The sequence below is a fragment of the Roseobacter insulae genome (assembly GCF_019375555.1).
GTDB classification, from domain to species: Bacteria; Pseudomonadota; Alphaproteobacteria; order Rhodobacterales; family Rhodobacteraceae; genus Roseobacter; species Roseobacter insulae.
Genome location: NZ_JAHXDN010000002.1, coordinates 654,283 through 676,268, shown reverse-complemented (window position 1 = coordinate 676,268; position 21,986 = coordinate 654,283). Strand labels below are relative to the sequence as shown.

Annotated in this window: 19 protein-coding genes; 16 read left to right on the top strand and 3 right to left on the bottom strand. The window is 62.4% G+C overall.

The genetic code is table 11. The features are described from left to right. Positions 1–242 precede the first annotated feature (242 nt). The gene (gene pdxH / locus KX928_RS09470; RefSeq protein WP_219501393.1) at positions 243–848 is read right to left on the bottom strand and encodes a pyridoxamine 5'-phosphate oxidase; all 606 of its coding nucleotides are present in this window, start codon (positions 846–848) and stop codon (positions 243–245) included. Positions 849–1,002: 154 nt separating this feature from the next. Here pdxH and fabI point away from each other — a divergent pair, with 154 nt between their 5' ends. The 8 genes from fabI (at position 1,003) to KX928_RS09430 (ending at position 10,967) form a co-directional block, all read left to right on the top strand. Beyond that, positions 1,003–1,809, top strand: coding sequence for an enoyl-ACP reductase FabI (gene fabI / locus KX928_RS09465; protein ID WP_219501391.1), 807 nt, complete (start codon positions 1,003–1,005; stop codon positions 1,807–1,809). Positions 1,810–1,812: 3 nt separating this feature from the next. After that, on the top strand, positions 1,813–2,418 hold the full coding sequence (locus KX928_RS09460) for a LysE family translocator (RefSeq protein ID WP_308342276.1): 606 nt from the start codon (positions 1,813–1,815) through the stop codon (positions 2,416–2,418). 1 nt (position 2,419) lies between these two features. Next, positions 2,420–2,932, top strand: coding sequence for a xanthine phosphoribosyltransferase (gpt, locus tag KX928_RS09455; protein WP_219501389.1), 513 nt, complete (start codon positions 2,420–2,422; stop codon positions 2,930–2,932). A gap of 105 nt (positions 2,933–3,037) precedes the next feature. Next, positions 3,038–4,207 (top strand): aminotransferase, encoded by a 1,170-nt coding sequence (locus KX928_RS09450; RefSeq protein ID WP_219501387.1) that lies wholly within the window; start codon positions 3,038–3,040, stop codon positions 4,205–4,207. A 100-nt stretch (positions 4,208–4,307) separates the two neighbouring features. After that, entirely contained in the window at positions 4,308–6,134 is a 1,827-nt protein-coding gene (locus KX928_RS09445) for a peptidyl-prolyl cis-trans isomerase (RefSeq protein WP_257883647.1), read from the top strand. A gap of 4 nt (positions 6,135–6,138) precedes the next feature. Further along, positions 6,139–7,650 (top strand): anthranilate synthase component I, encoded by a 1,512-nt coding sequence (gene trpE, locus KX928_RS09440; RefSeq protein WP_219501383.1) that lies wholly within the window; start codon positions 6,139–6,141, stop codon positions 7,648–7,650. 2 nt (positions 7,651–7,652) lie between these two features. Continuing rightward, entirely contained in the window at positions 7,653–8,690 is a 1,038-nt protein-coding gene (locus tag KX928_RS09435; protein ID WP_219501381.1) for a succinylglutamate desuccinylase/aspartoacylase family protein, read from the top strand. A gap of 207 nt (positions 8,691–8,897) precedes the next feature. Further along, positions 8,898–10,967 carry a putative bifunctional diguanylate cyclase/phosphodiesterase gene (locus tag KX928_RS09430; RefSeq protein WP_219501379.1) on the top strand — a complete coding sequence of 690 codons (2,070 nt, stop codon included), beginning with the start codon at positions 8,898–8,900 and terminating at the stop codon, positions 10,965–10,967. A 13-nt stretch (positions 10,968–10,980) separates the two neighbouring features. Here KX928_RS09430 and KX928_RS23990 read toward each other — a convergent pair whose 3' ends face one another. Continuing rightward, positions 10,981–12,711, bottom strand: a complete 1,731-nt coding sequence (locus tag KX928_RS23990) for a divergent polysaccharide deacetylase family protein (protein WP_308342275.1) — start codon at positions 12,709–12,711, stop codon at positions 10,981–10,983. 188 nt (positions 12,712–12,899) lie between these two features. Here KX928_RS23990 and KX928_RS09420 point away from each other — a divergent pair, with 188 nt between their 5' ends. The 7 genes from KX928_RS09420 to lexA all read left to right on the top strand — a co-directional run bounded on the left by KX928_RS09420 (position 12,900) and on the right by lexA (position 18,405). Continuing rightward, a complete protein-coding gene (locus KX928_RS09420; protein ID WP_219501377.1) occupies positions 12,900–13,481 on the top strand; it encodes an anthranilate synthase component II in 582 nt (193 codons plus the stop codon). Then, positions 13,478–14,497 (top strand): anthranilate phosphoribosyltransferase, encoded by a 1,020-nt coding sequence (trpD, locus tag KX928_RS09415; RefSeq protein ID WP_219501375.1) that lies wholly within the window; start codon positions 13,478–13,480, stop codon positions 14,495–14,497. Before KX928_RS09420 ends, trpD begins: the two co-directional genes overlap by 4 nt. After that, on the top strand, positions 14,494–15,165 hold the full coding sequence (locus tag KX928_RS09410) for a uracil-DNA glycosylase (RefSeq protein WP_219501374.1): 672 nt from the start codon (positions 14,494–14,496) through the stop codon (positions 15,163–15,165). The genes trpD and KX928_RS09410 overlap by 4 nt, the downstream gene beginning before the upstream one ends. Further along, positions 15,162–15,974, top strand: coding sequence for an indole-3-glycerol phosphate synthase TrpC (gene trpC / locus KX928_RS09405; RefSeq protein WP_219501372.1), 813 nt, complete (start codon positions 15,162–15,164; stop codon positions 15,972–15,974). The genes KX928_RS09410 and trpC overlap by 4 nt, the downstream gene beginning before the upstream one ends. A 1-nt stretch (position 15,975) precedes the next feature. Further along, positions 15,976–16,455: a cyclic pyranopterin monophosphate synthase MoaC gene (gene moaC, locus KX928_RS09400; RefSeq protein ID WP_219501371.1), complete on the top strand. Its 480-nt coding sequence runs from the start codon at positions 15,976–15,978 to the stop codon at positions 16,453–16,455. Beyond that, a complete protein-coding gene (locus KX928_RS09395) occupies positions 16,452–17,624 on the top strand; it encodes a molybdopterin molybdotransferase MoeA (protein WP_219501369.1) in 1,173 nt (390 codons plus the stop codon). The genes moaC and KX928_RS09395 overlap by 4 nt, the downstream gene beginning before the upstream one ends. 79 nt (positions 17,625–17,703) lie before the next feature. Continuing rightward, positions 17,704–18,405, top strand: a complete 702-nt coding sequence (lexA, locus tag KX928_RS09390; protein WP_219501368.1) for a transcriptional repressor LexA — start codon at positions 17,704–17,706, stop codon at positions 18,403–18,405. 8 nt (positions 18,406–18,413) lie between these two features. Here lexA and KX928_RS09385 read toward each other — a convergent pair whose 3' ends face one another. Beyond that, positions 18,414–20,447, bottom strand: a complete 2,034-nt coding sequence (locus tag KX928_RS09385) for a ComEC/Rec2 family competence protein (RefSeq protein WP_219501366.1) — start codon at positions 20,445–20,447, stop codon at positions 18,414–18,416. Positions 20,448–20,537: 90 nt separating this feature from the next. Here KX928_RS09385 and gltX point away from each other — a divergent pair, with 90 nt between their 5' ends. After that, entirely contained in the window at positions 20,538–21,950 is a 1,413-nt protein-coding gene (gene gltX, locus KX928_RS09380) for a glutamate--tRNA ligase (protein ID WP_219501364.1), read from the top strand. Positions 21,951–21,986: the final 36 nt, after the last annotated feature.

The following is a 21,986-nucleotide window of genomic DNA, read 5'->3' as shown; positions in this document are numbered from 1 at the left end:
TCTTGCGCGATTTGGCTTTCTTGTTTCAAGTTGAAATACAAAAACTTCTGCTCGAAAAATGGCGGGTAATACTCAAAAACCCATCACGCAACCTTCACGCGGTCGTGAATTGGGACACATTTCCCGCTAAAATGGAAAACTGTCGCGTAAATCATTGTAATGTCGGTACGCCTCTCATCTACGCACAATTTATTGTGCGCTGACAAACACTATTTCTAGGCGTGTGATACCGACCTTGACACCTATGGGTTGAGGCGCGTGATCGACCAGGCATCACCCGGCGCCTCGCGTCGCCAGACAAACCGGTCATGCAGCCTGAAATCACCGTCGGCCCAGAACTCGATTTCATGCGGAAGGATCCGAAACCCGCCCCAGAACGGCGGTCGTTTCGGGTTTGTCCCGTGTTTGGCGGTCACTTTCGCAACTTCCGCCATCAGTGCCGCGCGACTGGCCAGCGGACGCGATTGCTGCGACGCCCAGGCGCCCAGCCTGCTTTTGAGTGACCGGGACGCAAAATACGCATCCGCCTTCGCGCCATCCTCTTTCTCGACGACGCCGCGCACCCTGATCTGCCGGCGCAGGCTTTTCCAATGCATCACGAAGGCCGCCTTGCCCGCGGCATCCAGTTCCCCGGCCTTGGCGCTTTCGTAGTTGGTGTAGAACACAAAGGCATCGGGCTCGATCGCTTTCAGCAGCACCATGCGGGCATTCGGCATGCCTGTGGCGTCAACGGTGCTCAGCGCAATGGCGTTGGGGTCATTCGGCTCGGTCTCTTCAGCCTCGGACAACCAGCGATCGGCAATTTCAAACGGGTTGTCGCCTGCAAATTTTCCGCTTCTGGTGTCCATATCGTCCTCATCTCCTGTGTCTGTCCAGCAATTGGACGAACCGCGCCAAAGGTCAAGGGTGCAGTGCCGGGCCAGCAACCAGCCTTGATGGGCCTCGCGCAATCGCCTAAAGGACACAGAGGGAAAAACTCCAACCGATAACTGAGGAACCTTCATGGGAAATGATCTTCTGGCGGGCAAGCGCGGCCTGATTATGGGCCTGGCCAACGATAAATCCATCGCCTGGGGCATTGCCAAAGCCTGTGCGGACGCGGGTGCAGAGCTTGCTTTCTCCTATCAGGGTGACGCGCTGAAGAAGCGGGTGGATCCGCTGGCCGCGCAATTGGGCAGCGACATCGTATTGCCCTGCGACGTGGGTGACGAGGCCTCGCTGGATGCGCTTTTCGACAACCTGAAGGAGCATTGGGACACGCTGGATTTCGTGGTGCACGCCATCGGGTTCTCGGACAAGAACGAACTGCGCGGCCGTTACGTGGACACAAGCCGCGGTAACTTCGCGCTGTCGATGGATATTTCGGTGTATTCCTTTACTGCGGTGGTGCAGCGGGCGGAGAAGATGATGTCGAAGGGCGGCTCCTGCCTGACCCTCACCTATTACGGCGCTGAAAAAGTCATGCCGCATTATAATGTGATGGGTGTTGCGAAGGCGGCGCTTGAAGCCTCGGTGCAATATCTGGCGGAAGACCTCGGCAAGGACGGCATCCGCGTCAACGCGATCTCCGCAGGTCCAATCAAGACGCTGGCCGCCTCCGGGATCGGCGATTTTCGCTACATCATGAAATGGAATGAATATAACTCTCCGTTGCGCCGGAATGTGACCACCGAAGACGTGGGCAAGGCGGCGCTCTTCCTGCTGTCTGATCTGGGCTCCGGGACAACGGGTGAAAACCTGCATGTGGATGCCGGGTACCACGTGGTGGGGATGAAGGCGGTGGACGCACCCGACATGAGCAGGGAGTAATCGGTGACTGTCGAGAGCCTGATCGCTTTCAACCTTGTGCTGATGGCGGCAATCGCCAGTCCGGGTGCCGCGCTGATCTACTTTATCAAGACCTGCGTGGCCGCGGGCCGCCGGGCGGCGCTCGCCACCGGGCTGGGCCTTGGCCTTGCCGCGGCAGGCTGGACACTGGCCGCTTTGCTGGGGCTGGAAAGCTTGTTTCGCCTCTTTCCTTGGGCCTACACGGTGCTCAAGATCGGCGGGGCGCTCTATCTGCTTTACATCGCGGTACAAACCTGGCGGCAGGCCCGGTCCCCGCTGCCGGACACCGCCCGCCCCGGCGGACGGGCATTCGCCTCGGGCCTGATGGTCAATATCGGCAACCCGAAATCCATGCTGTTCGCCGCCGCGGTGATACTCGTGGTATTCCCGCAGGGTCTGACGGCACCGGAAATCGCGCTGATCGTCACCAACCACCTTGTGCTGGAGATCGGCTTTTACAGTCTGTTTGCCGTTCTGCTGTCCAGCGCCCCCGCACGTCGCGGGTACCTGAGCGCGAAACCTGTATTTGACCGCATCGCCGCGACCCTCCTCGGGGCCCTGGGCCTGCGTCTGCTTGTCGAAAGGAACTGACATGAGCAATGATCCAAGCCGCCTGCCCCACGAGAAAGGCTTTCACATCAGCTGGGACCAGATTCACCGTGACAGCCGCGCGCTGGCGTGGCGGCTGGACGGTCAGGGGCCGGATAACGGCGGCTGGCGCGCGGTCGTGGCGATCACGCGCGGTGGCATGGCGCCGGCGATGATTGCCGCACGCGAGTTGGACATCCGCACCGTCGACACGATTTCGATCAAGTCCTACGATCACCAGAAACAATCCGAGGCCAAGATACTCAAGGCCCCGGACCCCGATCTGATGGGGGACGGGACCGGCATTCTCATCATCGACGATCTGGTCGACAGCGGCAAAACGCTCGAAGTGGTGCGGGCCAACTACCCCAAGGCCCATTTTGCGACCGTTTACGCAAAACCGAAGGGCCGCCCGCAGGTCGATACATTCATCACAGAAGTCAGCCAGGACACGTGGATCTTTTTCCCCTGGGACATGGCCCTGCAATACGTCGAACCCTACCGCGGGACCGATTGACAGAAGAACTTTCAGCCTCCGGCGGGGATATTTCCGAACCAGAGAAGCCAGCCCGGTGCGCGATGCGGCCCCAGAACGACCAGCAGACAGAGGAAAGGTGAGACCATGACTTTGCCCCGAACGGCGACGACCTTCGCCCCCCCGGTCATGGAGGCGCGCCGGTGGCTCGATGGCGTGACCTTTCCCGACGACCGCCCCCTGATGAATGTCAGCCAGGCGGCGCCTGTCGACCCCCCGCCGGATGCCCTGCGGCGGGTCATGGCGGATGTCGCCCTGACCCGTGACGATGCGCATCTCTACGGACCCGTTCTGGGGTTGCCTGACCTGCGCGCGGCATTGGCGGAACAAACCCGTACCCATTACAACGGCGCGGTTGTTGCCGGGCAAGTGGCCATCACCTCGGGCTGCAATCAGGCCTTTGCCGCGGCGATTGCCTCGCTCTGCGCCGACGGGGATGAAGTTATCCTGCCAACCCCATGGTATTTCAATCATAAAATGTGGCTCGATATGTCCGGGGTCACGACTGTACCGCTGAAGACCGGCCGCGATCTCTTGCCTGATCCGGACGTCGCGGAAGGGCTCATCACGCCGCGTACCCGGGCGATCGCGCTGGTCACCCCCAACAACCCGGCTGGTGTTGAGTATCCTTCGGGGCTCGTCCGCGCCTTCTTTGATCTTGCGCGCAGGAAGGGCATCGCGCTGATCGTGGATGAGACCTACCGCGATTTTCACAGTCAGAGCGGCGCACCGCATGATCTCTTCGAGGAGGCGCAGTGGGATGACACGCTGATCCATCTGTATTCCTTTTCCAAGGCATACCGCCTGACGGGACATCGCGTCGGGGCGATGGTGGCAGCATCCGCGCGGCTGGCGGAGGTGGAGAAGTTTCTCGACACCGTTGCCATCTGCCCTGGGCAGATCGGACAGCATGCGGCGCTTTGGGGGATGCAGAACCTTCAGCAATGGCTGGCCGGGGAACGGGCGGAAATCCTTGCCCGCCGCGCCGCCATTACCACAGGATTTCCCGAGCTTGCCGATCGGGGGTGGGAACTGCTGGGGCTGGGTGCCTATTTCGCCTATATGGCACACCCCTTTGACATCAGTTCTGCAGAACTGGCCCCGAAGCTGGTGCGGGACCAGGGCATTCTGTGCCTGCCCGGCACGATGTTCTGCCCCGAAGACGACGCAAGCGGCCGAAGTCAGCTGCGTATTGCATTTGCCAATCTTGACGCCCGCGGCATTGCCGCGCTCTTTGAGCGGCTCACAGGTGCATGAGCCGCTGTGACACCCCTTGCTCCCCACCTCTGCTGCGCATAGACAGAGCGCCAACAAAGGACAAACGTGCAGCGCACGAAGGGTAGTTATGGCCAAGGGCATGAGCATCTCGAAAACCGCCGTCTGGATCCTGCTGGGTCTGTTGATCCTGGGCCTTGGGGGTTTTGGCGCCACCAATCTCTCTGGTACGATCCGCACGATCGGCTCGGTCGGTGATATGCCGGTCTCTGTCGACAACTACGGGCGTCAGCTTCAGCAGGAAATCCGCGCGGTCGAACAGCAGACAGGGCAAGCTCTGCCATTTGCCCAGGCGCAGCAGATCGGGCTGGACCAGGCGGTTCTGCAACGGCTGGTCGCGACGCGCGCACTGGATCACGAAGCGGCGCAGATCGGCCTGTCGATTGGCGACACGAACCTGCGCGACCGCATTCTGGAGATTTCCGCCTTTCGTGGCATCGATGGTGAATTCGACCGCGAAGGCTATCGTTTTGCGCTGGAACAAAACGGTATGTCCGAAGCGCAGTTCGAAACCCAGCTGCGTGAAGAAGTGTCGCGCACGCTCCTGCAGGGGGCGATCGTCAGTGGCGTGGTGATGCCCGATGCCTATGTGGACACGCTGATCAACTATGTCGGTGAACGCCGCAGCTTCACATGGACCCGACTGGACGACACCAGCCTGACGGAAGCCATCGACACCCCCGATGATGCAACGCTGCGGGCCTACTACGACGAGAACATCGACGCCTTTACCCTGCCGGAAACCAAGCAGATCACCTACGCGCTGCTCAGCCCCGATGCGATGATCGATCAGGTGGAGATTGCAGAGGAGGATCTGCGGGAGGCCTATGATCTGCGGGAGGCGGAATTCAATCAGCCGGAACGGCGGCTCGTGGAACGGCTGGCGTATATCGATGAGGACTCTGCAAATCAGGCGGCCGCCGCGCTGCAGGTGGGCACCGCGTTTGACACACTGGTGCAAGAGCGTGGCCTGACGCTGGCGGATATTGATCTGGGGGATGTCACCCAGGCCGATCTGGACGCGGCGGGCGAGGCCGTATTTGCAGCCGAGGTCGGCGCGGTGGTTGGTCCCTTGCCCAGCAGCCTCGGCCCCGCCCTTTTCCGGGTCAACGCGGTGTTGCCGGCGCAGTTTACCTCTTTTGAAGACGCTCAGGCGATCCTGCGCCCGGAACTTTCCGCCGACCGTGCCCGCCGCCTAGTCGAAGCGCAGGCCGAAAATCTGGATGACCTGCTTGCCGGGGGCGCCACTCTGGAAGAGCTGGCGACGGACACCGATATGGTGCTCGACCGGATCGACTGGAGTTTCGAGACCACAGAGGGCATTGCCGCCTACGAAGCCTTCCGGCGTGCGGCCAGTGCCGTGACGGTCGAAGACTTCCCGGAAATCGATCAGCTGGATGATGGTGGTCTTTTTGCGATGCGACTTGATGCCGTGTTGCCGCCCCGCCCGGCACCCTTTGAGCAGGTGCGCGAAGACGTGCGTGCGCAATGGCAGGCAGGTCAGGTTCAGCACCGGCTTGTGGCTCAAACCGAAAGCCAGTTACCGCAACTGCAATCGGGGACGACCTTCGCGGAACTCGGATTTGACGCGGTGCGGGAAGAGAACCTGCTGCGCAGCGATTTCGTGGGAGGCACACCGCCCGACTTCATGTCAGCCGTCTTTGACATGACGACCGGCGATGTCGAGGTCCTTGAAGACGATGGCGCCATCGTCGTCGTGCGTCTGGATGCCATCGACGGCCCCGAAGAGAACGATGACTCCGCCGCCCTGCGGATGCAGCTGGCACAACAGGCCGAACAGGCTCTGGCACAGGATCTCTTTGATATCTACCGCGCGGATGTGACCCGTCGCGCAAACCCGCAGATCAACCCGCAGGCGTTGCAGGCGGTGCATGTGAATTTCCCCTGACGTCATGGCTTTGACCCCGGAATTCGACGCCTTTGATGCCGCTTATGCGGCCGGCCGCAACCAGATCGTCTACACCCGGCTGGCAGCAGATCTGGACACCCCGGTTTCCTTGATGCTCAAGCTCACGGGCGCTCAGAAAGACGCGTTTGTGCTGGAATCGGTGACGGGTGGCGAAGTGCGCGGGCGCTACTCCATCATCGGGATGAAACCTGACCTGATCTGGCGGTGCCGGGGCGCGTTGAGCGAGATCAATCGCGCCGCCCGCTACGATGCCGAGGCGTTCACGCCGCAGGAGGGCAATCCGCTCGATACCCTGCGCGCCTTGCTGGCCGAAAGCAGGATTGACCTGCCCGATGATCTGCCACAGGCCGCCGCGGGGCTTTTTGGGTACCTTGGCTACGACATGGTGCGGCTGGTCGAACATCTGCCGCATATCAATCCGGATCCGCTCGGCCTGCCCGACGCCGTTATGATGCGCCCGTCGGTTGTTGCGGTTCTGGACGGGGTCAAGGGCGAGGTCACCGTTGTGTCACCTGCCTGGGTGTCCGACGGGCAATCCGCCCGGGCCGCTTACGCGCAGGCGGCGGAACGGGTGATGGACGCGGTGCGCGATCTGGAACGGGCCATGCCCTCGGCCACCCGCGACCTCGGCGAGGCCGAAGCGCCCGGCGCACCGGTCAGCAACTTCACCCACGAGGGCTACAAGGCGGCCGTGGAGAAAGCGCGCGCGTACATTCGGGCGGGCGATATTTTTCAGGTCGTGCCCGCGCAACGCTGGGCCCAGGATTTCAAACAGGACCCCTTTGCGCTCTATCGCAGCCTGCGACGCACGAACCCCTCGCCTTTCATGTTCTATTTCAATTTCGGCGGGTTCCAGGTGGTCGGGGCGAGCCCGGAGATACTGGTCCGGGTGTTCGGCAACGAAGTGACCATCCGGCCCATCGCCGGGACCCGTCCCCGCGGCGCGACGCCCGAAGAAGACCGGGCGCTGGAAGCCGATCTGCTGGCCGATCAGAAGGAACTGGCGGAGCATCTGATGCTGCTGGACCTGGGCCGCAACGATGTCGGACGCGTGGCGAAAATCGGCACAGTCCGCCCGACGGAGGAATTCATCGTCGAGCGCTACAGCCACGTGATGCACATCGTGTCGAACGTGGTTGGCGAGTTGCAGCAGGACAAGGACGCGCTGGATGCATTCTTTGCCGGGATGCCCGCCGGGACGGTGTCGGGCGCACCCAAGGTCCGCGCGATGGAGATCATCGACGAGCTGGAACCCGATAAACGCGGCGTTTACGGCGGCGGCGTCGGATACTTCAGTGCCGGCGGCGACATGGACATGTGCATCGCCCTGCGCACGGCGGTCGTGCAGGATCAGACGCTCTATATTCAGGCGGGCGGCGGTGTGGTCTTTGACAGCGATCCCGAGGCCGAATTCCAGGAAACCGTGCACAAATCGAACGCCATCCGGCGTGCTGCCGCCGATGCGGCCCGGTTCTCGGGGCAGGGAAACAGCTGAAGATGCCGCGCCGACCGTTCGAAATTGCGGGGCGTCACATAGCACCGGGCGACGTGGCAACAGCGCATCTGCCGGTTTCCACCCTGCCGGATCACACACCGGTCAATCTGTCGGTGCAGGTTCATCATGGCAAACGCGAGGGACCGACGCTCTTTGTCTCCGCGGCCGTGCACGGCGACGAGGTGATCGGCGTTGAAATAGTGCGGCGCCTGCTGCGGGCACCGCAACTGAAAGCATTGCGCGGCACCCTGCTGGTTGTGCCGGTTGTCAATGCTTTCGGCTTTCTCAACCGGTCGCGATACCTGCCTGACCGGCGCGATCTGAACCGCTGCTTTCCCGGTCATCCCTCCGGGTCTCTGGGCTCGCGACTTGCGCATATCTTCCTGAACGAAGTGGTCATGCGCTGCGATGTCGGCATTGATCTGCACTCAGCCGCGATTCACCGCACTAACCTGCCGCAGATCCGGGTGTCACCGCGCGACGATATCACCCGGAAGATGGCGCTGGCCTTCGGTGCGCCCGTCATATTGACCTCGCCCCTGCGCGACGGATCCCTGCGTGGTGAAGCCGCCGAACGCGGCACCCCCGTGCTGCTTTACGAGGCGGGAGAAGGGCTGCGGTTCGATGAGATGGCGGTGCGCGCCGGGGTCGCAGGCATTCTGCGCGTCATGCGCAGCCTCGATATGCTGCCTGCAAAGGGCATCGCGAAAGCCAAGGCGGAACCGTACGTATGCGAACGCTCGACCTGGCTGAGGGCCCCTGTCGGCGGACTGCTGCGCACTTTCCGCGCAGAAGGCGAAACAGTGGAACCCGGCGACATACTGGCGACCATATCAGACCCTTTCGGCGGGCTTGAAACGGATTTGACAGCCCCCTCGCCCGGTATCCTGATCGGCCGCGCGATACTGCCCGTCGTGAACGAGGGGGACGCCGTTTTTCACCTCGCAGCACTCAGCCCGAAAGTGGCCGAGGCAACGGTCGAGGACCTAGCCACGCAGCTGGAAACCGACCCGCTTTTTGATGAAGACGAGATAATCTGACCGCCTCGGATCAGGACAGTTTTGTCGTAATTTCATTAAATTTCCCCGCATAAACAGAACCGTTTTCTCGCTGCATCTGCTCGGTGTTGAGACATTTGAAAGACCGTTCCCGCACAGTGGAACCTATTGAGCAGGGTGTGCTTTCGCTTGGTGGAGCGAGCGCGCGAAGACCCTGCATGAAGGCTCGACTGTCGGGGGACCCGTTTCATGGGTGTGTTTTCGAAGATTATTCGAAAGTTCCAGCGCCACGTTTGTATTACCGATCCACAATCCCTGTGGAAGCGGTATGCGGTCGGATTCGCCCTTGTCGTGGTGACGATTGGTGCCGCGCATTATGCCTCGATCCGGGCGATTTCCGCATCCGAGATGGATGCAAAGGCCAGCCATATCAGCACCCAGCAAATCATGCTGAGCCAACGTATCCTGTTTCTCATGCGGGAAAGCGACAGGAACCCGTCGCTGGAAACAGAAGCGCGCCTGGCGTCGGCCATTCGGCTCTTCGAATCCTCTCATGAATGGCTGACGACACGGCAGCAGCTGTCACCGGCCCTCAATCAGCTGTATTTCGAAAACGATGAATTCCCCCTGGACTATTTCTCCCGCCGGTTTGTCAAAACGGCGCGTTTCGCAATGGAAGCCCAGGGTCAGGTGCGTGCCAACATGGAAAACCAGCTTGTCGCACTTGGACAACAAAACCTGCTGTCTGCACTGAACACGGCATCGCGCCTGCATGAACAACGCTCGCGCGCGCAGACAAGATGGCTGCAGCGTCTTGAAGCGATTGCGCTTGGGGCCGCATTGATCGTGCTGTTTTTGGAGGCGGCCGTCATATTCATTCCGGCGCAGATATCGGTGTCGCGGGCCATCCGACGGCTGAAACGGCGGAGCAACCAGCTGACCGCATCCTACGAGACCCTGAAAAACCGCAATGAAGAGCTTGTCGCGGCGCGCAAGAACCTGACCCATGCGGCAAACCACGACGCATTGACCGGGCTGCTGAACCGGCGCGCGCTCTATGACTTTCTTACCAATCAGAAGCCCACGCCCGAAAGCGGCGATGTCGCGCTGAGCGTTTTGAAAATCGACCTCGACCGCTTCAAGTCGGTCAATGACACGCTCGGGCACAAGGTTGGCGACGACGTGCTGATTGCGGTCGCCAATATCCTTCTGTCTCAGGCGCGGTCAGACGATCTGGTGTCGCGGATCGGGGGCGATGAATTTGTCATTGTCGTCAAGGCACCGCGGTCGATGGACGCGTTGGAATCGCTCGGCACGCGTATTGTCGATGCAATCAGCAAACCAATGAAAATCGACGGGGCGACATGCAGGATCGGGGCCAGCGTCGGGTTCACCATGGCCACCTCTTCCGTGGCAACCCCGGACCAGTTGTTGATCGAGGCTGACCTGGCGCTCTACGAGGCCAAACGGGCAGGACGGGGGCAGGTTTTTTCTTATTCGGGGGATTTGCGGACGGAGATCGACACACGAGAGGCGCTGTTTGCCGAAATCACGCATGCGCTGGCGGAAGACCAGTTCGTGCCGCATCTGCAACCTCAGATTTTCACCGGATCAGGTAAAATCTACGGCTGCGAGATACTCGCAAGGTGGAACCATCCCACCCGTGGCATCATCGCCCCGGGAACCTTCCTTGCGGCGGCGGAAGAGGCGGGCATGATCCGCCAGATCGACCTGATCATGGTGGAAAAGGGTCTTGATTTGCTGGAGCAGTTCCGCGCGAGGGGCATGGAGGTGCCCTCGATCTCGATCAACGCCTCCCCCGACACGCTGCGGGATCCCAACCTGCCGGACCGGTTGCTTCAGGAGGTCCTCGCCCGCGGCCTCTCGCCGCAGGATCTGACGGTCGAAGTTCTGGAAAGCACATTGATCGAAAGCGAGGACGACGAGGCCATCCAGACCATTGAAAACCTGACCGGCAGCGGATTTGCGGTCGTGCTCGATGATTTCGGCACCGGCTATGCATCCATGTCCAACCTGTCGCGCCTGCGGTTTGACGGACTCAAGCTGGACCGCTCCCTGGTGGAGCCGGTTCCCAATGCCCGGGCCGAGAGCATCATCGGCGCCGTGGTCGCACTGTCGCGCAATCTCGGGATGCGGGTGGTGGCGGAAGGCGTGGAGAATGACGCGCATTACGAGCGTGTCAAAGCGCTGGGATGCGACGTTGTGCAAGGATACCGGCTGGGCTACCCGATGCCAGCGGAGGCGTTTGCCGACTGGTATGACACCTTCATGAAATCCACCCAGAAGCGTCAGGCGTAGGCGCCGGGGCGCCCTACTGGGTCGTCAGCGCGGCTGAAACAGGCACCAGAGCGACACGTTTCGCGCGGTCCTGCAGCGCCCATAACAAGAGCGCCGAAATCGTGTCTTCCCGCAAACGGCCCAACATGATCACACCGCCCTCGTTGTCGGCGCGAAACGCCGCCTGATCCAGAAACCGGCGGATCACGGTTGGCGTTTGCTGACTGCTGTCAAAATCGCGAAACACGACAGCCGAGGGCACGCCCGCCTTTGCCGCCAGTTTCTGCACCGTGTTCAACCCCTTGTTCTGAGTGACAAACCCGTGACCGGACGCGGCCAGGATCTCTGTCACCTGCCGCGCGGCGTCACGTGTTCCCTGAACCCCCTCGCCGACACCTTCCAGCACCCCGACCGCTTCGGGAATCGCTTCCAAGGCAACCGACATCGAGATTTCGGCGTCCCGCGCCCGCGCGCCCTGAGGCAGATCCACCATGGCCAGCACCTCGAAGCCTTCCGCGCGGTAGGCCGCCATACGGTCCTTCGCGTCGGGCAGGCTGGTGTCCACCGCAAAGCTCACCGGGTAGGGAAAGCTGCGCAACGCCGGCAGCCCGATTGTATCGGCGGAAAGATCCACACCGTCATCCATCAGGACAATCGCCATCACCGGCTTGCCGTCCGGATTTTCGTGTGGTGCGGCAAAGCGGACAACCGGCCGGTTCTCTGCGCCCGGATCCGGGGCCACCTCTTCGATGTCCTCAAGGGGCAACGGTTCGGGGGCTGCCTCGGGTTCCTCCCCAAGGGTTGGCAGACGATTGGTTTTCACCTCCGGCGCAAGATTGCCGAATGTACCCACCGGCGTTCCGATGCTTTCCAGCACCTCGCCTTCAGGTCCGGCACCGTCATCCGAGGCAATAACCTGCGGCGCGGGATCCGGGGCCGTCTCGGTGACGATCTCTTCGTCCTGCCCTGCTTCCAAGGGGGCATCGGAGATCACGCCCCCATCCTGTACAATCTCCACCTCCGGCGAGACTGTGTCAGCCGTGGCATCCGGCGACGCGGACGGCGTGCCGGTTTCCTGAGGCGCATCATCGGTCACCTGCGACGGTTCGGACGTATCGAATGCCTGCGCTTCTGCCGGAACCTCGGGCAGCGGCGGCTGATCCGGTTCGACGGAGATCGACGTCTCCACATCCACAGGTGGCGGGGCCTGATCCGTTGACGGCGATGCCAGTGCCACTGTGTCCGCCTCAACGGACGGCTGTCCCGGCTGTTCGGGGTCTTCGGACAGGGCGATGTCGTCGGAAACCTGCGGCGCCGGTGGCTGCGCCGGGTCCGTCGAAACTGACAGCGACGGCTCCGTGACCGGGGCCGCCAGCCCCGGTGTCTGCGGGTTGGACACAACCGGCGTTCCCACCTTCGAGGTGTCGATGCCACCCTGCGCATCCTCGGCGGACGGTCCGGACAGGGCAGAAGCGCCCCCCGTCTCGGGTAAAGCGGCGGGGGCGGTATCGCTGTCGCGCACAGCCAGCAGCGTATCGGGCTGCGGTGCCGGTGCTTTCGGCGCCTGCTGCCCGGTCACCGGCGCACGATCTCCCTGCGACTGTTGGGCGTTGGTCACCGCGGGTCGTGGGGCCGCATCCTTGGCAGGTGCCGCGGCGGTGACCACCGGCGCAACGGGGCCATCCGCCATGACCGATACAATGCCCGCCACGCACAAACTCGCAGCGCTGCCCCAAAGAGCCCCCCTCAGAAAACCACGTGCCACGCTCAGCCCACCTCTTTTCGTCTTCACCGGCTCTCGGCGCGATGCAAAGAACCCGTTTTCGCCTGCCCACCCAAGCCTGCTGCGTGACTCTGCGCCCCTTGACGCAGCCTTGCAAGCCTGAACATGTATGCACGAACTATACCGCGCTAGAGCCATCGGTCTCCAGCCCTGAAATCAAAGTTTTGGACATGTTGCTGCTGATCGACAATTACGACAGTTTCACCTACAACCTTTTGCACTATCTGGGCAGCCTCGGGGCGGATGTGGTGGTGCACCGCAACGATGCGCTGGACGTGCAGCAGGCCATGGCGCTGAATCCCGCTGGTATTTTGCTGTCGCCCGGTCCCTGTGATCCCGATCAGGCGGGAATTTGCCTTGCCCTCACGCAGGCGGCGGCGGAAACCCGCACACCCTTGATGGGGGTCTGCCTTGGGCATCAGACTATTGGCCAGGCTTTTGGCGGCAAAGTTGTTCAGGCCAGCGACATCGTGCACGGCAAACTCGGCCAGATCAGCCACGGCGGCACGGGGCTCTTTGCCGGTTTGCCAACACCCTTTGCCGCCACGCGGTATCACTCGCTGATCGTCGATCGCGAGAGCCTGCCCGACAGTCTTGAGGTCACGGCAGCATTGGAGGACGGCACGATCATGGGCCTGCAACACCGTGAACTGCCCATCCACGGCGTGCAGTTTCACCCGGAATCGATCCGGTCCGAGCACGGTCATGCGTTGCTGCAGAACTTTCTGAAAGAGATGAAGGTCGCGGCATGAGCGAGGCGCTGAAACCCCTGATCGGGGCGGCGGCGACCGGTCCGCTAACCAAGGAGCAGGCGGAGGCCGCGTTCGGCATCCTGTTCGACGGAGAAGCCACCCCCAGCCAGATCGGCGGCTTCCTGATGGCCCTGCGCACCCGCGGCGAGACGGTGGATGAATACGCCGCAGCCGCCGCGGTGATGCGCGACAAATGCAACGCCGTGCGGGCGCCCGAGGGGGCGATGGATATCGTCGGGACAGGTGGCGACGGCAAGGGGACATTGAACATCTCCACCGCGACGGCATTTGTCGTTGCGGGTGCGGGCGTTGTCGTGGCCAAGCATGGCAACCGCAATCTGAGTTCCAAGTCAGGGGCTGCGGATGCGCTGACGCAAATGGGCCTCAATGTCATGGTCGGCGCTGAAGTCGTTGAAAAAGCGCTCAGAGAGGCGGGCATCGGGTTCATGATGGCGCCAATGCATCACCCCGCGATCGCTCACGTGATGCCAACCCGTGCGGAACTGGGTACGCGCACCATTTTCAATATTCTGGGTCCGCTGACGAACCCCGCAGCTGTCAAACGCCAGCTGACCGGTGCTTTTTCGCGCGACCTGATCCGCCCCATGGCGGAAACACTCAAAACACTCGGTTCCGAGAAAGCCTGGCTTGTCCACGGCTCCGACGGCACGGATGAGCTTACCATCACCGGCGTCTCCTGGGTCAGCGCCCTGAGCACCGACGGGACCATCAGCGAACAGGAAGTTCATCCCGAGGATGCGGGCCTGCCGGTGCATCCTTTCGAGGATATCATCGGCGGCACGCCGGAAGACAACGCGCGGGATTTCAACGCCTTGCTGGATGGTCAGGCCTCTGCCTACCGCGACGCCGTCCTCCTGAATGCGGCGGCGGCCCTTGTCGTTGCGGATGCGGCCGCAGACCTGAAGGAGGGCGTCGCCAAGGCAGCTGCCTCCATTGACAGCGGCGCGGCACGCGACAAGATCACCGCCGTCGCCCGCATCACCCAACAGGCGTGAGCACCTACGATCTGACCCGGTTGGGCGCATGGCGCCGCCTGCCCTTTTTCGGCAGCAGCTGGGCAGAAACCGAGCGGAAACTGGAGGCCGACACACGCGAGATACTGCCCCCGTCGTTCTTGGTGTTCAGGGCGCTGGAATGCGTTCAACCTGAACAGGCCCGCGTGGTGATCCTTGGTCAGGATCCCTATCCGACGCCGGGGCATGCCCATGGTCTGGCCTTTTCAGCCGACGCGCATGTCACGCCCCTGCCGCGCTCTTTGTCGAATATCTTCAAGGAGATGGCGGATGATATCGGATCATGCCCGGCGAATGCCGATCTGGGGTTCTGGGCGGATCAGGGTGTCTTGTTGCTCAACACCGTGCTGACGGTCCCGGCAGGTGAGGCAAAAGGACACGACAGGATCGGGTGGCAAGACTTGACGCAACAGGTGTTGACGCATCTTGCAGCAACGCCGCGCGCCTATCTGCTCTGGGGCGCGCAGGCGCAAGAGGCCGCAGACCGGATCGATCCAAACGTAAATCTCAAGATCGAAACCGCGCATCCCTCGCCGCTGTCGGCGCGGCGCGGGTTTTTCGGCTCTCGTCCGTTCAGTCGGGTCAATGCGTGGTTGCAGGCCCGCGGCGAGCACGCCATAAACTGGGCCAACCCGCCGGAGGCCCCATGACCGACACCATTCTGGACAAGATCAAAGCCTATAAGCTGGAAGAAGTTGCCGCTGACAAGGCGGCAAGGCCGATGGCTGACATCGAAGCCGACGCGCGGGATGCGCCTCCTGTCCGTCCCTTTGCCGATGCGCTGCATCACGCCACGCTGGACGGGTACGGGCTGATTGCAGAGATCAAGAAGGCCAGCCCGTCCAAAGGCCTGATCCGGGAAGATTTCGATCCTGCGGCGCTGGCCAGAGCTTACACGGCGGGTGGGGCGGCCTGTCTTTCGGTCCTGACCGACACGCCAAGCTTCCAGGGGGCAAAGGACTACCTTGTTCAGGCGCGCGCCGCCTGCGACCTGCCGGTGCTGCGCAAGGATTTCATGTATGATCCCTATCAGGTGGCCGAAGCCCGCGCGCTGGGGGCGGATTGCATTCTGATCATCATGGCGTCTGTCAGCGATGCCCAGGCGCAGGAGCTTGAAGACACCGCGACGGAATGGGGCATGGACGCGTTGCTGGAAGTGCATGACAAGGCGGAACTGGACCGCGCCAGCCGCCTCAAAAGCCGGCTTATGGGCATCAATAATCGCAACCTGAAGACATTTGAAACCACGCTGGACACCACGCGGGAGTTGTCGCGCGACGTGCCCGAGGACAAGCTGATCGTTTCGGAATCCGGTCTCAGCACGCCGGAAGACCTCGCGGATATGGCCCGTTACGGCGCCCGCATCTTCCTGATCGGGGAAAGCCTGATGCGTCAGCAGGACGTCGAAACTGCTACGCGGCAGTTGCTGGCAAATCCGATGACTGGCGGAGTTATGTGACGTGACGGGAAAGCTGAGCCATTTCGATGCCAAGGGCGATGCACATATGGTGGACGTGGGGGACAAACCCGTCACGGATCGTGTTGCCGTGGCGCGATGCAACATTAAGATGCTTGCAGAAACCTTTGATATCATTTCGAAAGGACAGGCCAAAAAAGGGGACGTTCTGGGTGTTGCGAGGCTTGCGGGCATCATGGCCGCCAAGCGCACCTCCGACCTGATCCCACTGTGTCATCCCTTGCCGATCACCAAGGTTTCGGTTGACTTCGAAGCGGATGAAAGCCTGCCCGGGTACCACGTGGCAGCAACGGTCAAGACCACAGGACAGACCGGCGTTGAAATGGAGGCGCTGACAGCTGCCTCCGTCGCAGCGCTGACCGTCTACGATATGTGCAAAGCTGTCGATAAAGGCATGCAGGTCAATGACTTGCGCGTGGTGTTGAAAGACGGCGGCAAGTCCGGTCGCTTCGAGGCGACATGATCTCTGTCCACGAAGCGCTGGTGCATCTGTTTGCATTGGCCGATCCGCTTGGTGTCGAGACCGTCCCGCTCCGCCGCGCGGCCGGCCGTGTGCTGGCCCGGGATGTCGCCGCCACGAGGACGCAACCGCCCTTTGATGCCTCTTCGATGGATGGATACGCGCTGCGCCGCGCCGAAGTGGAGCCGGACGCCATGTTCAAGGTGGTGGGTGAAGCGGCGGCGGGGCACAGCTACGGTGGGCCCGTCGGCCCGGGCCAATGCGTGCGGATCTTTACCGGTGCGCCAATCCCGCCGGATACGGATTTCGTGGTCATTCAGGAAGATGTGACGCGGCGCGGCGATCTGATCACGCTGCATCTCGATATGGACGGCAAGGACAACGTGCGGCCCGCGGGTGGTGATTTCAGTGCCGGCGATGTCGTCGCCGCCCCACGGCTTCTTGGTGCTGCCGATGTTGCGCTTCTGGCCGCGATGAATCACCCCGAACTGCCCGTCGCCAGACGCCCCCGCGTGGCCATCATCGCCACCGGCGACGAACTGGTCATGCCGGGCGAAACCCCGTCGGCAGATCAGATCATTGCCTCCAACGCGTTTGGCCTTGCGGCGCAATTGGAAGCGGCTGGCGCAGAAACGCAGATGATGCCCATCGCGCGGGACACGACCGCCTCTCTCAAGACCGTTTTTGGCCTCGCATCCTCCGCCGATTTGATCGTCACCATTGGCGGCGCCTCTGTCGGCGATCATGATCTGGTCGCATCGGCGGCCGCGGATCTGGGGATGGAGCAGTCGTTCTACAAGGTCGCGATGCGCCCCGGTAAGCCGCTGATGGCGGGACGGCTTGCAGGTGTGCCGATGATCGGTCTGCCGGGCAACCCGGTGTCCGCACTGGTCTGCGGGATGGTATTTGTAGTCCCGGTCATCCGTGCAATGCTGGGCCTTGGCACCGACCCTGCCCCGCAAAGCACCGCACCGCTGGCGGCGCCGCTCACCCGAAACGGACCGCGCGAACACTATATGCGGGCACGTCTGACCGCAGCGGGGCTGGTCGCCTTCGGTCAGCAGGACAGTTCTTTGCTGGGCATACTGGCGCAGGCCGACGCCCTCCTGGTGCGCCCGCCGCATGATCCGGCGCGCGGCATTGGCGAGACGGTCTCGTACCTGCCGCTGTGACCGCCTGCCCGGAAACCGTTGACACAAAACGGGAACATCACTAGAACAAACGTGAAAACAGGCGTCGGAGGACCAAGAGATGCTCACCAAGAAGCAGTTGGATTTGCTGGAGTTCATTCACAAACGCGTCGGACGCGACGGCGTTCCCCCCAGTTTTGACGAAATGAAAGAAGCGCTCGACCTGCGCTCGAAATCCGGTATTCACAGGTTGATAACCGCGCTGGAAGAGCGTGGCTTTATCCGCAGGCTGGCACATCGCGCCCGCGCGATCGAAATTGTGAAGCTGCCTGAAAGCCTGGGCGGCGCCCCCACGTCGGGGTTCTCGCCACGGGTCATCGAGGGCGACAAGCCGGACGCCCCCATCCCCGCGAACGCACAGGCCGTCAGTGCCGCCTTCGCGAGCGAGGTACCCCTGATGGGCCGCATCGCGGCAGGCGTCCCGATTGAAGCGATCAATCAACCATCGCACTCCGTTGCTGTCCCCGGCCAGATGTTGTCCGGTTCGGGCGAGCACTATGCGCTGGAAGTCAAGGGCGACTCGATGATCGAAGCCGGGATCAACGATGGCGACGTCGTGGTGATCAAGGAAACCAGCGTGGCCGACAACGGAGATATTGTCGTGGCGCTGGTCGAGGACCATGAAGCGACCCTGAAACGCTACATGCGCAAAGGCAATGCCATCGCGCTTGAAGCGGCGAACCCGGCGTATGAAACCCGCATCTTCACTGAGGATAAGGTCAAGGTCCAGGGCAAGCTGGTCGGGCTGATCCGGACTTACTGACCGGCTGATCAGGGTCTGCGCCACGGCGACCAGAGCCTGTCTCCGGTCACATCACGGACCGACACCAGCCGGATGCCGTCCTTGCCGGTTCTGATCGCGACCGCCCCCATGTCACGCAGGCGTTTGGGGTCCAGCAGCACACAGGTCGATGACCGCACGGGCAAGTCCTGATTGGCGACGATGATTTGCCCGGTATCACAGCCGTCAAACCCCGCGACGGCTTTTTTACCAGCCAGGTGGGTGACACGCAGGCCGCCCGGCAGCGGCACCGCCTGCCCCGACGGCCAGCGCGATGCTGCTGTCAGTTGATCCGTTGCATCGCCGTCATTTTCCAGCCAGTTCCGGGCAACGAAACCGGCCCCCTTGCTTTTGCTGAGCGCGCGCCCATCTGCCGTCATTACCCCGACAAGGGCCCCGTTCTCTGCGATCAGACCGACAGGCCGATCGGCATTTTGCCACATCCAGAACGCCGCCAGAACAGGGGCCACCCCGATCAGACGGGTGCGCCCCTGCCAGAGGCAAAGCCACAGGAACCCCAGCGCGATCATCGGCAGAACGGCCATACCGGGACCGGCCACAAAAGATCGCGCGCCATCCAGATTGGCCACGAAACTGCCGACCTCGAGTATCCAGCGCAGCCCCAGCCCCATGATCCACAGGCCGATCCAATCCAGCCCCAAAGGCGCGAGACACAGTGCCAGAACAGCAGCCGGGATCACCACCATGCCCATCATCGGCACTGACGTCAGGTTGGCAAAAAGCCCGTAATGCGCGATGGCATTGAAGTGTGCAGCGCCGATGGGCGCGGTCGCCAGCCCCGCAACCCCAGAGGATATCAACACCGCCACGACGGGTTTGGCCCAGGTCGGTCCCATCGACAGGCGATGGTCCCGCATGTATCCGAAGACCGCAACAAGGGCAGTGGTCGCGGCGAAGGACATCTGGAACCCCGGTCCCAGCAACGCCTCGGGCCGCAGAAGAAGCACGATGGTCGCGGCGATGGCCACGGCCCTCAGACTGATCGCACGGCGGTTCAGCATCAAGGCGGTGAGCGCCACCGCCACCATGATAAAGGCCCGCTCCGTCGCGACATTGCCGCCGGAAAGGGCAAGGTAGCCGCTGGCGACCACGAGCGCACCGCCCGCGGCCAGCTTGCGGGCCGGAACCCGCAGCGCCAGCGGCGGCACCAGCGCGATGCACACGCGCAGCAGCGCAAAGACAAACCCGGTAAGCAACCCCATGTGCAAACCCGAGATGGCCAGCAAATGCGCGAGGTTGCTGGCGCGCAGATCGTCCAGCGCCTCCTGACTGATGGCGCTTCGTGCGCCGGTGGTCACGGCCACCGCAAAACCGCCCACATCGCCCGGCAGCACGTCGAGCATCCGGGCCGCGACCGCCATGCGGACGCGGAACACGAGCAGTCCCCATTCCCCGTCGGCAGGCGGCGCGATGGCCAGCAGCGGCACGCGAGAGTAGCCGACACCACCCAGTTGCCCGAACCATGCATGGCGTTGGAAATCAAATCCGCCCGGTTCAACCGGGCCTCCCGGCGGCGAGACATGCGCAGTCGTCATGACCCGCAGCCCGGGCGCCGGCGCGATGCTGTGCGACTGATCGCCGTGCAGGGAAATGCGCACGCGCGTCGGCGTCCTTTCCGGCGAAATCCGCTCCATCACCACCTGATCCAGCGTCACCCGCAATGCGTCCGACCCGCTGCGGTCGATATTGATCACCCGCCCTTCCACCGGGCCGTAATACCGCCACCCCAGGACGGGACTGGCAACATCATGGGCCCGGTAGGCGGCCAGAATGAACCCGCAGGCAACGAGGGCGGCAGCGATCGCCAGTGGGCTGAAGGCTTCGCCCAGCACCCGGTGACATAGCAAGAGGCCAAGTGCTGCCGCACAGGTGGCAACAAGAAAGCTGGTGGAGGGTTCAAAGCGCAGCAGGAAGTAGCAGCCAATACCAATGGCAAGGCACACGGGCACCCATTCAAACAGAGACCCGCGCTGCTGCAGCAAAACGGCCCTGATCCGTGTCATTCAGCACCTCCTTGCCCCCATTCACCGCACTGGATAGACAGACCTTCTATAAGTACGCCCCCCATGGTTACTGAAAGGTAAACACCGCCCATGTCAGCCCCTGTCGTCACCCGTTTCGCCCCCTCGCCCACAGGGTTCCTTCACATCGGGGGCGCGCGCACCGCGCTGTTCAACTGGCTCTATGCCCGGGGCCGCGGGGGCAGATTCCTGCTGCGGATCGAGGATACCGATCGCGCGCGGTCTACCCCGGAGGCGACGGAGGCGATCCTGCAGGGCATGGCGTGGCTGGGGCTGGACCATGACGGCGAGATCGTCAGCCAGTTCGAAAACGCCGACCGCCACGCGGCTGTGGCGCGCGAGCTTCTGGCCGCTGGCAAGGCCTACAAATGCTTCGCCACGCAAGACGACATCACCGCCTTCCGGGAGGCCGCCCGGGCCGAGGGTAAGAGCACGCTCTACCGGTCGCCGTGGCGCGACGCCGACCCTGCCAGCCATCCCGACGCACCTTTCGTCATCCGGATCAAGGCACCGCAGTCGGGCAATACCGTGATCCACGATGAGGTTCAGGGAGAGGTCACCATCCGCAATGACCAGCTGGATGACATGGTGCTGTTACGTTCGGATGGCACGCCCGTTTACATGTTGGCAGTGGTGGTAGATGACCATGACATGGGGGTGACCCATGTGATCCGGGGCGATGATCACCTCAACAACGCGGCACGCCAGATGATGATCTATCACGCGATGGGATGGGACGTTCCGGTCTGGGCGCATATTCCGCTGATCCACGGGCCCGACGGCAAGAAACTCTCCAAACGCCATGGCGCTTTGGGCGCGCAGGAATATCAGGCGATGGGATACCCTGCCGCGGGTATGCGCAACTACCTCGCGCGGCTCGGATGGAGCCATGGGGATGACGAGTTCTTCACCGATGCGCAGGCGCGCGCGTGGTTCGATTTGTCCGGCATCGGCAAGAGCCCGGCCCGGTTCGACCTCAAGAAACTGGAAAACCTGTCAGGGCTGCACATTGCGCAGTCCGATGACGCTGCGCTGCAGCAAGAAATCACGGGCTATCTTGCCGCAACCGGGGCACCCGCCTTGACCCGACGGCAGGCCGAGATGCTGTCCCGCGCCCTCTATTGCGTGAAGGATCGGGCCAAAACTTTGCCTGAACTCCTTGAAAAAGCTCACTTTGCGTTAACCTCTCGTCCGATAGAAACGGAGGAGAAAGCGGCAAAGAATCTTGATACGGTATCCCGTGGTATGCTGGGCGAATTGACGCCGCATCTGCAAACTGATAGCTGGGACAAGGAAAATCTGGAAGGTATCCTGAACCGCTTTGCGGAAAGCAAAGACACCAAGTTCGGGAAACTCGCCGGACCCTTGCGCGCAGCACTATCCGGTCGGGCGGTAACGCCCTCGGTATTCGACATGATGCTGGTTTTGGGGAAAGAGGAAACCCTCGCCCGCTTGACGGATGCAGCGCAGGACGCGGAGGCATGACTCTGCAGGAAAACTTGGCCGGATGCCCGTGGCGTC

What these genes read in the sequence shown, in the direction of transcription:
- KX928_RS09395 (WP_219501369.1), top strand. Translation starts at nt 16,452, where the DNA reads ATGATCTCTGTCCACGAAGCGCTGGTGCATCTGTTTGCATTGGCCGAT.
- KX928_RS09385 (WP_219501366.1), bottom strand. Translation starts at nt 20,447, where the DNA reads ATGACACGGATCAGGGCCGTTTTGCTGCAGCAGCGCGGGTCTCTGTTT.
- KX928_RS09420 (WP_219501377.1), top strand. Translation starts at nt 12,900, where the DNA reads ATGTTGCTGCTGATCGACAATTACGACAGTTTCACCTACAACCTTTTG.
- lexA (WP_219501368.1), top strand. Translation starts at nt 17,704, where the DNA reads ATGCTCACCAAGAAGCAGTTGGATTTGCTGGAGTTCATTCACAAACGC.
- gpt (WP_219501389.1), top strand. Translation starts at nt 2,420, where the DNA reads ATGAGCAATGATCCAAGCCGCCTGCCCCACGAGAAAGGCTTTCACATC.
- trpC (WP_219501372.1), top strand. Translation starts at nt 15,162, where the DNA reads ATGACCGACACCATTCTGGACAAGATCAAAGCCTATAAGCTGGAAGAA.
- KX928_RS09445 (WP_257883647.1), top strand. Translation starts at nt 4,308, where the DNA reads ATGAGCATCTCGAAAACCGCCGTCTGGATCCTGCTGGGTCTGTTGATC.
- KX928_RS09450 (WP_219501387.1), top strand. Translation starts at nt 3,038, where the DNA reads ATGACTTTGCCCCGAACGGCGACGACCTTCGCCCCCCCGGTCATGGAG.
- fabI (WP_219501391.1), top strand. Translation starts at nt 1,003, where the DNA reads ATGGGAAATGATCTTCTGGCGGGCAAGCGCGGCCTGATTATGGGCCTG.
- KX928_RS09430 (WP_219501379.1), top strand. Translation starts at nt 8,898, where the DNA reads ATGGGTGTGTTTTCGAAGATTATTCGAAAGTTCCAGCGCCACGTTTGT.
- trpD (WP_219501375.1), top strand. Translation starts at nt 13,478, where the DNA reads ATGAGCGAGGCGCTGAAACCCCTGATCGGGGCGGCGGCGACCGGTCCG.
- gltX (WP_219501364.1), top strand. Translation starts at nt 20,538, where the DNA reads ATGTCAGCCCCTGTCGTCACCCGTTTCGCCCCCTCGCCCACAGGGTTC.
- pdxH (WP_219501393.1), bottom strand. Translation starts at nt 848, where the DNA reads ATGGACACCAGAAGCGGAAAATTTGCAGGCGACAACCCGTTTGAAATT.
- trpE (WP_219501383.1), top strand. Translation starts at nt 6,139, where the DNA reads ATGGCTTTGACCCCGGAATTCGACGCCTTTGATGCCGCTTATGCGGCC.
- KX928_RS09435 (WP_219501381.1), top strand. Translation starts at nt 7,653, where the DNA reads ATGCCGCGCCGACCGTTCGAAATTGCGGGGCGTCACATAGCACCGGGC.